This is a genomic window from Hylemonella sp. P2_B10, from assembly GCF_056404875.1.
The window spans coordinates 1,003,483-1,017,196 of record NZ_JBFUDE010000003.1; the positions used below are offsets into that span (position 1 = coordinate 1,003,483).

A 13,714-nucleotide genomic window follows, 5' to 3' on the forward strand; every position below is an offset into this window, starting at 1 on the left:
AAGCCTCACGCCTGTGCTATTTCGTTAACCGGGGAGCGGCGTGCCAGCCTGAAAATTGGCTAAGGGCCCCATGTGCAACCTGGGAAGGCCAATTTTCAGGCTGGCGCGCTACGGAGACGCGTCAACGCAAAAGGGCTATTTCTTACCGTCGTTCTTCAGGCTCAGGAAGTCGCCGCCTTCACCCAGTGACAACAGCCCGGCGGCCGAATAGATGCCCAGCTTGGCGCGGGTGTCCACGATGTCCAGGTTGCGCATGGTCAGTTGGCCGATGCGGTCGGCCGGGGAGAAGACGGACTCGCCCTTCTCCATCGTCAGCCGGTCGGGGTGGTAGGTCAGGTTGGGCGACTCGGTGTTCAGCAGCGAATAATCGTTGCCGCGGCGCAGCTCCACCGTCACCTCGCCGGTGATGGCGCGCGCCACCCAGCGCTGCGCGGTTTCGCGCAGCATGATGGCTTGCGGGTCGAACCAGCGGCCCTGGTACAGCAGGCGGCCCAGCTTACGGCCGTTGTCGCGGTACTGCTCAATCGTGTCTTCGTTGTGGATGCCGGTCACCAGCCGCTCGTAGGCGATGAACAGCAGCGCCAGGCCCGGGGCCTCGTAGATGCCGCGGCTCTTGGCTTCGATGATACGGTTCTCGATCTGGTCGCTCATGCCCAGGCCGTGGCGGCCGCCGATTTTGTTGGCTTCCAGGATCAGCGCCGCCAAGTCGGGGTAGGCCACGCCGTTCAGCGCCACTGGGCGGCCTTCCTCGAAGCGCACCGTCACCGTCTCGGCCTTGACCTGCACGTCGTCGCGCCAGAACGCCACGCCCATGATGGGCTGCACGATCTTGATGCCGCTGTTCAGGTGCTCCAGGTCTTTGGCCTCGTGCGTGGCGCCCAGCATGTTGGAATCGGTGGAGTAGGCCTTCTCGGCCGACATCTTGTAGCCAAAACCGGCCTTGGTCATGAAGGCCGACATCTCAGCCCGGCCGCCCAGCTCGTCGATGAAGGCCTGGTCCAGCCAGGGCTTGTAGATCTTCAACGCCGGGTTGGTCAGCAGGCCATAGCGGTAAAAGCGCTCGATGTCGTTGCCCTTGAAGGTGCTGCCGTCGCCCCAGATGTTGACGTCGTCTTCCTTCATCGCCGCCACCAGCATGGTTCCGGTCACGGCGCGGCCCAGCGGCGTGGTGTTGAAGTAGGTCACGCCGGCGGTGGAGATGTGGAAGGCACCGCTTTGCAGCGCCGCAATCCCCTCGGCGGCGAGCTGCTGGCGGCAGTCGATCAGCCGCGCTCTTTCGGCGCCGTACTGCATGGCCTTGCGCGGGATGTCGTCATAGTCCGCTTCGTCGGGCTGGCCCAGGTTGGCGGTGTAGGCATAGGGGATGGCGCCCTTGTTGCGCATCCAGTGCAGCGCGGCGCTGGTGTCCAGGCCGCCGGAAAAGGCGATGCCGACCTTCTGGCCGGCGGGAATCTGTTGCAGGATGGTGTTGCTCATGGGGGATACGCTGGTGCGGCTGCGGTTGGAACGGGGGGAAATCAGCCGAAATGGCAGATGTAGTGGTAGCTGTCGGCCACGCGGATGTCAAAGCTGCTGTTGCCCGGCACGCTAAAACGTTCGCCGGCGCCCGAAGCCACCCAGCGGTCGGTACCGGCCAGCCGGTATTCGCAGGCGCCAGCCACGCATTCCATGATCTCCGGCGCGCCTGTGCTGAAGGTCAGCGTGGCGGGCAGCACCACGCCTACCGATTTCTTCGTGCCGTCGGCCAGTTCAATGGTGTGGCTGACGCACTTGCCGTCGAAATAGACGTTGGCTTTGGTGGCGACGCTGACGTTGGGGACTTGGGTGGTGGCGGGCGCGGACATGGGCGGGCAGGGCTGTAGATGACTAAGGTGGAACCCTAGATTCTAATTTGCCGGCTCGCGCCGGCCCAAGCGGCCTGCCTGGCGGCTCTATCTGACCCTTCAGGCCATGAAACCCAGGTTGGTGTTGGAGAAGTTCTTCAAATTGGGCAGCACCAGGGCCTGGTCCGTGGCCGAGACGCCAAACCAGGTGCCCAGCGTGGCCGCGAACTGGTCCACCGACAGGCTGGGCAGCAAGCGGCCCTGGCCGACGTCGTCCGCGCCGTTGTTGCCCAGCACCGGCGCCGTACCCACATACGACCTGCCTTGCACCGCGCCACCCATCACGAACTGCATGCTGCCCCAGCCGTGGTCGGAGCCGTCGGTGTTGCTCAGCAGCGTGCGGCCGAAGTCCGAGCCGGTGAAGGTGGTCACCGAGTCCGAAACGCCCAGCGCCCCCATGGCCAGGTAGAAGGACGCCAGCGCATTGCCCAGCGTGGTCATCAGGCCCGGGTGCACGGAGGTCAGGCTGTTGTGGGTGTCAAAGCCGCCCAGCGACACCATGAACACCTGGCGCTTGGCGCCCAGCGTGTTGCGCGCGGCAATCAGCTTGGCCACCATCTTCAACTGGTCGCCCAGCCCGGTGCTGGGGAACACCGAGGTCATGGACACGCCGGCCAGTGCCTTCGTGATCTGGTCATTGGCGTCTATGGAGCGCTTGGACACGCGTGCGTATTCGTTCTCCAGCAGTTGGGTGCTGGGCGTGGTCATCAGCTTGGACAGCGCGGCCGAGCAGGCGCTGGAGCCGAACAGGTTGCTCTTGATGCCGTTGACCGGCACCGAGCCGCTGCTGCTGACCTGGTATTGCACTGCGTCGCGGCCGGACAGGTAGACCGCGTTGCCCGTCACGCTGATGCAGGTGAAGGTGGAGGTGGCGTTGCTGGCCTCGAACAGGTCACCCAGCCGCCCACCCCAGCCCGACACCGCGCCCTCGGGCGACGAGGCCTGCCAGAACGACTGCTGGTCGTTGTGCGAGAACAGCTTGGGCGGCAGCATCTGCTGGCTGCTGTATTGGGCCTTGCTGGTGGGGCGTATCAGCGTGCCGATGTTGAGCAGCACCGCCATCTTGCCGGCGTCGAAGATCGGCAGCAGCGGCGCCAGCCCGGGCGCCAACGCGAACTGGCGCGCGTTGGGCAGCGCGGTGGCCGGGTTCAGCAGCGTGGCCGCCAGCATGCTGCGGTCTATCGCCAGGTTGCTGCGGTAGCTGTTGTAGGCGTTGTAGTTGGTGGCGTCGTAGGGTACCAGCGTGTTGGCGTAGTCGTTGCCGCCATACAGGAACACGCACACCAGGGCCTTGTAGTCGGTGGCGGTGGCGGCGGCCGCCTCGCCCATGGCGGCCAGGTTCAGCGCCCAGGGCGTGGCACCGGCCGCCAGTGACAGCGCGGCGCCGCGCTTCAGGAAGGCCCGGCGCGAGGCGTTGCTGGGATCCACGCGGAAGAGGGGATTCATGAGCGTTCCAATCAGTTGGGGACAGAGCTGCGCTGCGCTACGGCCTGTCTCGCAAGTTCATCATTTTTGCGCAATGTACGCCGGCGACGCCATCACCAGGGTGATCGCCGCATAAATGCGGTTGTTCCGCCCTGCGTCGGTGGTGACGGCGATGGTGTCCAACGCGGTTTTCAGGGCGGCCAGTGTGGCGGCCGGAATCTGGTTGGCCGCCAGCACCAAGTTCAGCTCGGCCAGCAGCGCAGCTGAGTCGCCGACCAGGAACACCAGGCTGCCGTAGTTGCCCTTGACGTCGTTGATGCCGGTGCCGCTGATGGCCTTCTGCATGAAGTTCACATAGGCTGCCACGGTGGATTCGTCGGTGATCTCCAGCTCCGGCGCCAGTAGCTTCTGCGCTGCCAGCGCACCGTCGGGCGGCGCATAGCCCGGGTGGAAGAAATTGAACACCGTGGGGGCGCGCATCGGGCTTTGACCCAGCTTGGTGGAGGGGTCTGACAGGTCGCCCACTGCCCAGACGTCGGACGGCGACGTGGCGTTGAAGGCGCGCGCCCAGTTCAGGAAGCGGATCATGGGCTCGCGCAACTTGCCGAAGCTGCTCCCCGCGGCCACCGTCATGTCGCGCGCTTCGGCATCCAGCAGGATGGCTTTGATCACGGCCTTCAGGTCGCCCCGCACACCAGCGCCGTTGTTGGCGAACACCGTGGCCACGCGCTGCACATACGCCGGGCTGGGGTTGCTGGTGACCAGCCGCTGTATCAATTGCTGGCTGATGAAGGGCGGCAGCGAGGCGTGGGCGTACAGCGTGTCCAGCGCGATCTTCAGCGCTGCCGGCGCCGCGGTGTTGGCAGGGATGGTGACACCCAGAAAGGTCTTGATGCCGGTCTCGTACTGGTTCCTGGCCGACTGCACCAGGTTGCGTTTCTGGATGTCGGGCGGGTAGGGCGAGGTCAGGCCAGAGGTGTCGTAGTCCCAGCCGGTGAAGACGCGCGCCAGCCCGCTGACGTCGGCCTGCACATAGGTCTCCACCGGGTTGCCGTTGACCAGTTGGAGCGTGCCGTCCATGTTCAGCTTTTGCAGGCCAATGGTGAACAGCTGCATCAGCTCGCGGGCGTAGTTCTCGTCCGGCTGGCTGCCGGTGGTGGTGTTGGCCTTGGCATTGCCGCGGTAGGTCAGGTAGACGCCCATGGCCGGGCTCAGCGTGACCTGGTCCAGCAACGTGCGGTAGTTGCCGAAGGCGTTGTTTTCCAGGATGTCCAGGTAGTGCGCCACGGAGAACTGGCGCCACGAGGCGTTGATGCCCAGCACCGACACCACCAGGATTTCCGACAGCGCCAGCGTCACCCGCTGGCGCAGCGTGTCGGGGCTGGTGATCAGCTTGCGCCACAGGCTGTTGTTCAGGCCCTGCTCGCCGTTCATGTAGGCGGCGTCGCCATAGCCGTGGGCCAGCAGCCAGTCGTAGTGGCTCTGGGTCTGCGGCATGGCCATCTGCGCGTCGATCCAGGCGCCGTAGGTGCTGGACTGCAGCGCGGTGATGTCGGCTTTGACAGGCCCCAGAGATGCCTGCGCCAGGAAGCGCGCTGCCTCGGTGGCATTGGTGGGCGCCAGGTACGGGTTGGTGATGCCGCAGCTGGTGGGGTACAGCGTACAGGCGTAATCTTGCAGCATGCCGAACTGCGTCAGCGCGCCGCCGGTGATGGCACCCATCACATACACCTTGCCGTCGGTGGTGACGCCCAGCAGGTTCCAGGTGCCGTTGGCCAGTGGGTAGAAACGGTAGACGTAGCTGAGGCCGCCGCCTGAACCATTCAGCGTCTGCTGCGGACCGGGGAACAGCGTGGGCAGCGTGGTTTCGGCCCAGTTCATCAGCGCGTCGGGCGTCACCGTTTGCGCGGCGCGTATCTGCACCTGGGCGGCTTGCTGGCGGGGGGCGTTGGCGATCAGCGTGTCGGACACCGTGGCGCTGTCAAACGGCAGGCTCCGCGCTTGCGTGGGCAGGATGGCGGGGGTTACGCTGTCGCCACCACCCCCGCAGGCGGCTAGAGCGGCGCTGGCCAGGCCGGCGGCCGACCAGGACCACAGCGCTTGCGTGGGTTGCGGGTCTGTCGATGCGACAGGCGCGGGGCTGTCCGCAGCGGCAGGTGTGCCGGTCGCAGGCCCAGTGGCAGTGCGCTGCGACGGGCGCTGCGAATCGAGGCTGACATCCATGTGCGGACCTCTTGTTGGTGGAGCGTTGGCGAAAGCTGGCGAGATGCCTGGAAGTATGTCACCAAGCAACGCGGTCCATTCGGGCGGCCTGAGGTCGTGGGGGTAAGGTTTTGTAACAAATTGCCGGTTTGGCCACTTATTTTTGGCCGCCGGCAATGCGCTGGGCCCAGACGGCCTCGTCAAAGCCCACGGTGTAACGGCCGCCACCCCAATCCATCACCGGGCGCTTGATGACGGAGGGGACCTCCAGCATCAGTGCGCGGGCTGTTGGCGCGTCGGTCACACCGGCCTGCTGCTCAGGCGTCAGCTTGCGCCACATGGTGCCCTTGCGGTTCAGCAGTTTTTCCCAGCCCACAGCGTCCAGCCAGCGGTCGATGTCGGGCTGCGGTACGCCTTGCTTCTTGAAGTCGTGAAACTGGTGTTCTACGTGATGCTCGGTCAGCCAGGTACGCGCCTTCTTGACGGTGTCGCAGTTGGGGATGCCGTGCAGGGTAATGGATGGTGTCGTGCTCATACCCACCATCATAGGCACCTGCTGCCTGTCTCCTTCTCCGGCGGCCGGTGCAACTAGGGCGTCTGTGCTTGTGGGCTGCCGACGGTTCAATTGGCGCGCGTTGCGCAGGAATGCCGGCACGCCCACCACGTTCGCAGGATCAGGTCGATGCGGCATTCGGCGCAGCGGCATCAAGGAGGAGGGCCGCAGGCCCGGGGGACAGCCGCGGAGCCGAGTGCCGCGTCGGCATGATCTAGCCAACCAAGCATGATGACCACGCAGCGCAAACACAAAAGCCGACGAAGCTCGCTGGCTTGGCGGTCTGGGCGACAATGCGCGCGCTATGAAGACACTTTCCGACTGGCTGGCGCACTGCGAGCGCCTGCATCCCACCACCATCGACATGGGCCTGGCACGCGTGGGCGAGGTGGCGCGACGCATGGACATCCGGTTCGCCTGCCCGGTGTTCACCGTGGCCGGTACCAATGGCAAGGGCTCTACTTGCGCGATGCTGGAGAGCATCCTGCTGCAGGCCGGTTACCGGGTGGGGGTGTACAGCTCGCCGCACCTGGTGCATTTTGAGGAACGGTTGCGTCTGCAAGGGCAGATGGTGGAGGCTGCTGTGCTGGTGGAGGCTTTCGCGCGTGTGGAAGCGGCGCGCGCCGAGGTCTCGCTGACCTATTACGAGTTCTCCACACTGGCCATCATGGACGTGCTGATGCGCCAGAACCTGGACGCGGTGGTGTTGGAGGTGGGCCTGGGCGGCCGGCTGGACGCCACCAACATCATCGATGCCGACTGCGCCATCATCACCAGCATCGACCTGGACCACATGGAGCTGCTGGGACCGGACCGCGAGAGCATTGGCCGTGAGAAGGCTGGCATCATGCGCGCCGGGCGGCCGGTGATCGTCAGCGACCCGGTGCCGCCCGACAGCATCCTGCAGCGCGCCGAGGAACTGGGCGCCGACCTGTGGCGCCATGGGCGTGATTTCAACTACAGCGGTGACCCGCAGCAGTGGGGCTGGGCCGGCCGTGGCCGTCGTTACAGCGGACTGGCGTACCCGGCGCTGCGGGGCGCCAACCAGCTGGTCAACGCTTCGGGCGTGTTGGCGGCACTGGCCGCCCTGCGCGAACGCCTGCCGGTGACGGCGCAGGCGGTGCGCAACGGGCTGGCCATGGTGGAGTTGCCCGGGCGCTTCCAGATCGTGCCGGGCCAGCCGGCGCTGGTGCTGGACGTGGCGCACAACCCGCACTCGGTGGCGGCGCTGGCGCTGAACCTGGACGCCATGGGCTTTTACCCCTGCACCCATGGCGTGTTCGGCGCCATGGCCGACAAGGATCTGGCGCCGATGTTCGCCCGCATAGGCCCGCTGGTGGACAAGTGGTATTTCACCGACCTGCCCACGCCGCGCGCGGCCAGCGCGGCCGACCTGATGCAGCGCTGGCAGGCCGCGGGAGTGCGCGCCGGCACCAGTGCCAGCACCCATGCGGACCCCCGCGCCGCGCTGCAGGCAGCCATCGCCGCCGCAGACCCGGCTGATAGAATTGTCGTCTTTGGCTCGTTCTACACGGTGGGTGGCGTGTTGCAGGACGGTTTGCCCCGTCTGGACGCCAAACATCTGAATTCCTGACCGCTCAATCCATGGCTTTTTTCAAGTTTCGCAACGCCGGTGACGAGTCTCCCGCCGCACCCCAGCCCGGCGAAAGCGTGGAGGTGTTGCGCCGGCGTGCGCGGCACCGGTTGATCGGGGCGACGGTGCTGGTGCTGGTGGCCGTGCTGGGCTTTCCGCTGATCTTTGACAAGCAGCCGCGCCCGATTCCGGTGGACATTCCCATCGACATCCCGGACAAGAACAAGACCAAGCCGCTGGCCATTCCCTCTGCGCCCGCTGCCCCGGTGGCCGAGGCCGCCTCGGGCAGCACGCCGCCAGCCACCGTGGCGGCTTCCACCAGCGTGGCGGCGGCTGCGCCCAAGCCGGCAGTCACCTTGCCAGCGACGCCCCAGGTGTCGTCCGGCAAGGTGGGTGGCGCGGCCCCCGAGGCACCCGCCACCCAGCTGGCCGCTGCTTCTGCCTCTGACAAGCCCGCACCCAAGGCGGAGCCCGCCAAGCCTGAACCAGCCAAGCCCGAGGCCGCCAAGCCAGCGGTCAAGGCCGAGGCCAAGCCGGCCGACAAGCCTGCGCCCGTCAAGGCCGACGAAGCCGCCCGTGCGCAGGCGCTGCTGGAAGGCCGGTCGGCGCCGGCCGCTGCCAACGTCGCCGCCGGAGCAGCGGCAGCGCCAGCCTCGGCCGGTGCTGAAGAGCGCTTCATCGTGCAGGTGGGCGCCTTCGCTGACGCCGCCAAGGTGCGCGACACGCGCCAGAAGCTGGAGCGCGCCGGTTTGAAGACCTTCACCCAGGTGGCCAAGACGCCCGAGGGCGAGCGCACCCGGGTGCGCCTGGGGCCGTTTGCCAAGCGTGCCGAGGCCGAGGCCGCCGCGCAGAAGGTCAAGAAGCTTGATATGCCGGCCGCCATCCTCACGTTGTAAAGAGGGGGCGGCGATGCCGGTGCTGGATTGGATTTTGCTCGGCGTGCTGGGTGCCTCGTTCCTGCTGGGGGCCTGGCGCGGCCTGGTCTACGAGGTGTTGTCGGTGCTGGTGTGGGTGGCTGCCTTCCTGCTGGCGCAGTGGTTCGCACCCGAGGTGGCAGCGCACATCACGGTGGGCGGCATGAGCGAGGCGGTGCGCTTCGTCGTTGCCTTTGCGGTGGTGTTCATCCTGGCCGCCTTTGCCGGCGGGCTGGTGGCCAGCCTGGTGAAGAAGCTGGTCGAGGCGGTGGGCATGCGGCCTGTGGACCGCAGCATGGGAGCCTTGTTTGGCCTGGTGCGTGGCGTGGTGCTGCTGCTGGCTTTCACCGTGGTGGTGGGGCTGACGCCCATGAGAGAGAGCGCCTGGTGGCGCGAGTCGGTGGGTGCGGGCCTGCTGACCACGGTGTTGAAGGATCTGCGGCCCCTGCTGCCTGACAGCATGGGCCGGTTTTTGGCTTAGGGCCTGTTCACACGATGGTGAAACTATGTGCGGAATCGTAGGGGTCGTCAGTGGCGCCCCGGTCAATCAGCTGATTTATGACGCTTTGCTGCTGTTGCAGCACCGGGGGCAGGATGCGGCCGGCATCGTCACCCAGCAGGAGCGCAAGTTCTTCATGCAAAAGGCCAAGGGCCTGGTGCGTGATGTGTTCCGCACCCGCAACATGCGCGCGCTGCCGGGCAACTGCGGCTTGGGCCAGGTGCGCTACCCCACCGCCGGCAACGCCTACAGCGAGGAAGAGGCCCAGCCCTTTTACGTCAACGCGCCGTTTGGCATCGTGCTGGTGCACAACGGCAACCTGACCAACGCCCAGGCCCTGAAGGCCGAGCTGTTCACCACCGACCACCGCCACATCAACACCGAGAGCGACTCCGAGGTGCTGCTCAACGTGCTGGCGCACGAGCTGGAGCGCACCACGCGCGGCCTGCCGCTGCAGCCGGCCGACGTGTTTGCCGCCGTGCGCAACGTGCATGCGCGCATCAAGGGTTCTTATGCCGTCATCTGCCTGATCGCCGGCCACGGCGTGCTGGCTTTCCGCGACCCGTTTGGCATCCGCCCGCTGTGCCTGGGCAAAAGCGCCGACGGCACCGTGATGGTGGCCAGCGAGTCGGTCACGCTGGAGGGCACCGGCCACACGTTCGACCGCAACGTCGCCCCCGGCGAGGCGGTCTTCATCACGCTGGACGGCCAGGTGCATACCCAGCAGTGCGCCGACGCACCGGTGCTGAACCCCTGCATCTTCGAATACGTGTACCTGGCGCGGCCGGACTCGGTGATGGACGGCATCTCGGTCTACCAGGCGCGGCTGAACCTGGGCCAGACGCTGGCCAAGCGGGTGGTCTCCACCGTGCCGCCGAGTGAGATCGATGTCGTCATCCCCATCCCCGAAAGCAGCCGCCCCAGTGCTGCCCAGTTGGCACAGCTGCTGGGCCTGCCGTACCGCGAAGGTTTCGTGAAGAACCGCTATGTGGGCCGCACCTTCATCATGCCCGGTCAGGCGGTGCGCAAGAAATCGGTGCGCCAGAAGCTGAATGTGATCGCCAGCGAGTTCAAGGGTCGCAACGTGCTGCTGGTGGACGATTCCATCGTGCGCGGCACCACCAGCCGCGAGATCGTGCAGATGGCGCGCGATGCCGGCGCCAAGAAGGTCTACCTGGCCAGCGCCGCGCCGCCGGTGCGCTTTCCCAATGTGTACGGCATCGACATGCCCACCGCTGACGAGCTGGTGGCGCACGACCGCACGGTGGAAGAGGTGCGCGAGATCATCGGTGCCGACGCGCTGATCTACCAGGACGTGGACGGCATGAAGAAGGCCATTGGCGCGCTGAACCCGGCCATCCAGGGCTTCGACGCCTCGTGTTTTGACGGCATCTACGTCACCGGCGACATCACCGCCGCCGACATTGTGCGCCTGAACGAACGGCGCGTGGTGGCCAACGAGGGCGCCGAAGAAGACAGCTCGCGCCTGGCCCTGCCCAACCTGGCCGATTGATTTTCAAGAAGAAGAATGAAGAAACCCGTACGCACCCGCATCGCACCATCGCCCACCGGCTTCCTGCACCTGGGCACGGCGCGCACCGCGCTGTATTCGTGGGCCTATGCGCGCCACCATGGCGGCGAGTTCGTGCTGCGCATCGAAGACACCGACGTGGCTCGCTCCACCCAGGAATCGGTGGAGCAGATCCTGGCCTCCATGCGCTGGCTGGGCCTGGACTACGACGAAGGCCCCATCTACCAGATGAAGCGTCTGGACCGCTACCAGGCGGTGGTGGACCAGCTGATTGCGCAGGGCAAGGCCTACCACTGCTACAGCACCCCCGAGGAGCTGGATGCGGTGCGCGAGGCCAAAAAGGCGCGCGGCGAAAAGGCGCTGTATGACGGCCGCTGGCGGCCCGAGCCGGGCAAGGTGTTGCCACCCGTGCCCGAGGGAGTGAAACCGGTGGTGCGCTTTCGCAACCCCGCAGACGGCGACGTCACCTGGGACGACCTGGTCAAAGGCCCCATCACCATCAGCAACCGCGAGATCGATGACCTGATCATCGTCCGCACGGATGGCATACCGACCTACAACTTCGCCGTCGTGGTGGACGACTGGGACATGGCCATCACCCATGTGTTCCGCGGTGATGAGCACATCAACAACACGCCGTGGCAGATCAACATCTTCCACGCGCTGGGTGCGCCACTGCCGCTGTTCGGCCACTGCCCCGTGATCCTGGGCGACGATGGGCAAAAGCTGTCCAAGCGGCGTGGCGCGGTCAGCGTGACGGCCTATGAAGAGGGCGGTTACCTGCCCGAGGCCATGCTGAACTACCTGGCCCGCCTGGGCTGGAGCCATGGCGACGACGAGCTGTTCGAGCGCCGCCAACTGGTGGAATGGTTCGACGGCAGCCACCTGAACAAGAGCCCCGCCCAATGGGACCCGGCCAAACTGTTGTGGGTGAATGCCCACTACATCAAGGCCGCCGACAACACGCGGCTGGCCCGACTGGTGGCCGATCAACTGGCCAAGCGCGGTGTGGACGTGGGCAGTGGTGCCAGCGACGCGCGCTTGACGGCCCTCTGCGGCCTGCTGAAGGACCGCTGCGACACCACGGTGGCGCTGGCGGACTGGGTGCAGCGCTTTTACGCGCCGGTGACACCCGACGCCACCGAGCTGGCCACGCATGTGACTGACGCCGTGAAACCCGCCATCGCCCAGCTGGCCGACAAGCTGGCTGCGCTGGCCACGTGGGACAAGGCGGCCATAGCCGCCGCCATCAAGGAAGTGCTGGCCGCCACCGGCATGAAGATGCCGCAACTGGCCATGCCGGTGCGGGTGCTGGTGGTGGGCACGGCCCAGACGCCATCGCTGGACGCGGTGCTGGAACTGGCCGGAAAAGAAAAAGTCATCACCCGGTTGAAAGCGGCGTGAATTTCGGGCTATAATTTGAGGCTCAGAACATGACAATGCAGTAAAACGAGGTGGTCGTTGGGCAGTGTCAGTTTGCGAAACATGTGGGGGTATAGCTCAGCTGGGAGAGCGCTTGCATGGCATGCAAGAGGTCAGCAGTTCGATCCTGCTTACCTCCACCAAGTTTTCGCAAATGGTTGAGGATGCGCTACGCAGAGTAGTCCACAGGTTTTGACCCTATCGTCTAGAGGCCTAGGACATCACCCTTTCACGGTGAGTACCGGGGTTCGAATCCCCGTAGGGTCGCCAGTTTTGCCCAACCGGGCTGACGGCACAAGTTGGCAGCACTTGGCTTGCGCAAGCAGGCGAACGCAGCCTACCAGGAGTGGTAGTTCAGTTGGTTAGAATACCGGCCTGTCACGCCGGGGGTCGCGGGTTCGAGTCCCGTCCACTCCGCCAGAATTGCGAACGCCATCAAGCACTTAACGGTCTTGATGGCGTTTTGCTTTGGAAGTTTGGAATATGTTTTCCGAACTTTGGATGATGTTTTTCACTTGGTCACGTCGATGGCCAATTCCAGCCCTGCTACATAGCCCACTTCACCAAAAGGTGGGAGCCGTACCCCGCCTTTGCGCTGCGGTCCGACGGTGCGGAGCCCTGGCGGGGGTGTCAGGCGCTCACGCTCGCGTCTCGCTCGTCGAGCATGGGGCTGGTGCAGGAGGGCCAGCGCGAGGCGGTTTGGCGTAAGCCGTGCTTGGCGCATAATCCCCCGCCATGCCCTGGTGCAGGGTGCCGTTGGGACAAGACCAAATGAAGTCGCGTATCCGCTTCGTGGTGTGCATGATTGCCTGTTGGGCGGCTGGCCTTGCCCATGCCGCGGAGCCGCTGCAGTGGCTTTCTGGCGGCCTGCCGCCTTTTGCATGGCAAGAGGGGGCTGAGGCCAAGGGCTTTGCCAATGATCTGGTAAAGGCCATGGCGCAAAAGCTGGGGCGCGACAGCCAGGTGGTCTTCTACCCCTGGGCACGCGCTGTGAAGTTGACCACTGAGAAGTCCAATTTCGGCATCTTTCCGCTGGCGCGCACGCCGGACCGGGAGCACGACTTTGTGTGGCTGATCCCGTTGGTGAAGGTGGACTATGTCTTTCTTGAAACCAACACGAACGCTGTCGCCCGCGCGGTGGAAGGAGAAGCCCGGCTTGCACAACTGCGCACGCGCCGGGTGGGTGTGCTGCGGGGCTCGCCCATCATCAACAACCTGCAGGCGCGGCACTTTGAGCACATCACTGAAGGCAAGGACTATGAAGAGCTGCTGCGCATGCTGTCCAGTGGCCTGGTGGACGCGGTGTATGCGGGCCGGCCGATGATTTTGGCCTCCATCGTCCCGGCGGGTTATGGCCAGGGCGCGTTCCGCGTCAACGGCGTGCTGGGCGATGCCACGTTGTACATGGCTGCATCCAAGGGTGTGGCGGCTGAGGAAGCCAGCCTGTGGCGGGGCGCCTACACCACCCTGGTGAAGGATGGCACCGTGTTGAAGCTGCAAAAGAAATACGGCTTGGCCAAGGCACCCGGGGCCAGTGTGCAATAGAACGCGTCTGGTAGACAAAGGCGCTCATCAGCAGCCATTGAAACGAAGTCTGTAAGACAAGAAGCCGTACGCGTATTCAAAGGCGTGAGGTTATAGGCACACCCGATTCGCGTGCTAATTTCATAACACCACAAAGCACCTCACCA

At 65.4% G+C, this 13,714-nt stretch carries 11 protein-coding genes and 3 tRNA genes; 9 read left to right on the top strand and 5 right to left on the bottom strand.

The genetic code is table 11. The features are described from left to right. Positions 1-135: 135 nt before the first annotated feature. From argG to AC1DX2_RS17060, 5 genes are all read right to left on the bottom strand, one after another. Positions 136-1,476, bottom strand: a complete 1,341-nt coding sequence (argG, locus tag AC1DX2_RS17040) for an argininosuccinate synthase (protein WP_477197542.1) — start codon at positions 1,474-1,476, stop codon at positions 136-138. Positions 1,477-1,517: 41 nt separating this feature from the next. Beyond that, positions 1,518-1,844 carry a pyrimidine/purine nucleoside phosphorylase gene (gene ppnP, locus AC1DX2_RS17045; RefSeq protein WP_477197543.1) on the bottom strand — a complete coding sequence of 109 codons (327 nt, stop codon included), beginning with the start codon at positions 1,842-1,844 and terminating at the stop codon, positions 1,518-1,520. A gap of 99 nt (positions 1,845-1,943) precedes the next feature. After that, positions 1,944-3,329 (bottom strand): DUF1501 domain-containing protein, encoded by a 1,386-nt coding sequence (locus AC1DX2_RS17050; protein ID WP_477197544.1) that lies wholly within the window; start codon positions 3,327-3,329, stop codon positions 1,944-1,946. Between the two features lie 60 nt (positions 3,330-3,389). Further along, the gene (locus AC1DX2_RS17055; protein WP_477197545.1) at positions 3,390-5,531 is read right to left on the bottom strand and encodes a DUF1800 domain-containing protein; all 2,142 of its coding nucleotides are present in this window, start codon (positions 5,529-5,531) and stop codon (positions 3,390-3,392) included. Between the two features lie 136 nt (positions 5,532-5,667). Continuing rightward, positions 5,668-6,045 carry an ArsC family reductase gene (locus tag AC1DX2_RS17060; RefSeq protein WP_477197546.1) on the bottom strand — a complete coding sequence of 126 codons (378 nt, stop codon included), beginning with the start codon at positions 6,043-6,045 and terminating at the stop codon, positions 5,668-5,670. Between the two features lie 322 nt (positions 6,046-6,367). Here AC1DX2_RS17060 and folC point away from each other — a divergent pair, with 322 nt between their 5' ends. From folC to AC1DX2_RS17105, 9 genes are all read left to right on the top strand, one after another. Beyond that, positions 6,368-7,657: a bifunctional tetrahydrofolate synthase/dihydrofolate synthase gene (gene folC / locus AC1DX2_RS17065; protein WP_477197547.1), complete on the top strand. Its 1,290-nt coding sequence runs from the start codon at positions 6,368-6,370 to the stop codon at positions 7,655-7,657. A gap of 11 nt (positions 7,658-7,668) precedes the next feature. Then, a complete protein-coding gene (locus tag AC1DX2_RS17070; RefSeq protein ID WP_477197548.1) occupies positions 7,669-8,553 on the top strand; it encodes an SPOR domain-containing protein in 885 nt (294 codons plus the stop codon). A gap of 13 nt (positions 8,554-8,566) precedes the next feature. Next, positions 8,567-9,052 (top strand): CvpA family protein, encoded by a 486-nt coding sequence (locus AC1DX2_RS17075; protein ID WP_477197549.1) that lies wholly within the window; start codon positions 8,567-8,569, stop codon positions 9,050-9,052. A 25-nt stretch (positions 9,053-9,077) separates the two neighbouring features. Beyond that, positions 9,078-10,583: an amidophosphoribosyltransferase gene (gene purF / locus AC1DX2_RS17080; protein ID WP_477197550.1), complete on the top strand. Its 1,506-nt coding sequence runs from the start codon at positions 9,078-9,080 to the stop codon at positions 10,581-10,583. A 15-nt stretch (positions 10,584-10,598) separates the two neighbouring features. Continuing rightward, positions 10,599-12,005 (top strand): glutamate--tRNA ligase, encoded by a 1,407-nt coding sequence (gltX, locus tag AC1DX2_RS17085; RefSeq protein WP_477197551.1) that lies wholly within the window; start codon positions 10,599-10,601, stop codon positions 12,003-12,005. Positions 12,006-12,090: 85 nt separating this feature from the next. Continuing rightward, positions 12,091-12,166, top strand: a tRNA-Ala gene (locus AC1DX2_RS17090). 51 nt (positions 12,167-12,217) lie between these two features. Continuing rightward, positions 12,218-12,293: transfer RNA gene (locus tag AC1DX2_RS17095), tRNA-Glu, on the top strand. 73 nt (positions 12,294-12,366) lie between these two features. Further along, positions 12,367-12,443 (top strand) — tRNA-Asp (locus tag AC1DX2_RS17100). A 351-nt stretch (positions 12,444-12,794) separates the two neighbouring features. After that, complete coding sequence (locus tag AC1DX2_RS17105) at positions 12,795-13,568, top strand: substrate-binding periplasmic protein (RefSeq protein ID WP_477197552.1); 774 nt, start codon at positions 12,795-12,797, stop codon at positions 13,566-13,568. The last annotated feature ends 146 nt before the right edge of the window (positions 13,569-13,714 follow it).

Bases quoted from the DNA above. Each gene is read 5' to 3' on its own strand.
- AC1DX2_RS17055 (WP_477197545.1), bottom strand. From the start codon at position 5,531: ATGGATGTCAGCCTCGATTCGCAGCGCCCGTCGCAGCGCACTGCCACT.
- AC1DX2_RS17060 (WP_477197546.1), bottom strand. From the start codon at position 6,045: ATGAGCACGACACCATCCATTACCCTGCACGGCATCCCCAACTGCGAC.
- AC1DX2_RS17070 (WP_477197548.1), top strand. From the start codon at position 7,669: ATGGCTTTTTTCAAGTTTCGCAACGCCGGTGACGAGTCTCCCGCCGCA.
- ppnP (WP_477197543.1), bottom strand. From the start codon at position 1,844: ATGTCCGCGCCCGCCACCACCCAAGTCCCCAACGTCAGCGTCGCCACC.
- purF (WP_477197550.1), top strand. From the start codon at position 9,078: ATGTGCGGAATCGTAGGGGTCGTCAGTGGCGCCCCGGTCAATCAGCTG.
- gltX (WP_477197551.1), top strand. From the start codon at position 10,599: ATGAAGAAACCCGTACGCACCCGCATCGCACCATCGCCCACCGGCTTC.
- AC1DX2_RS17075 (WP_477197549.1), top strand. From the start codon at position 8,567: ATGCCGGTGCTGGATTGGATTTTGCTCGGCGTGCTGGGTGCCTCGTTC.
- AC1DX2_RS17105 (WP_477197552.1), top strand. From the start codon at position 12,795: ATGAAGTCGCGTATCCGCTTCGTGGTGTGCATGATTGCCTGTTGGGCG.
- folC (WP_477197547.1), top strand. From the start codon at position 6,368: ATGAAGACACTTTCCGACTGGCTGGCGCACTGCGAGCGCCTGCATCCC.
- AC1DX2_RS17050 (WP_477197544.1), bottom strand. From the start codon at position 3,329: ATGAATCCCCTCTTCCGCGTGGATCCCAGCAACGCCTCGCGCCGGGCC.
- argG (WP_477197542.1), bottom strand. From the start codon at position 1,476: ATGAGCAACACCATCCTGCAACAGATTCCCGCCGGCCAGAAGGTCGGC.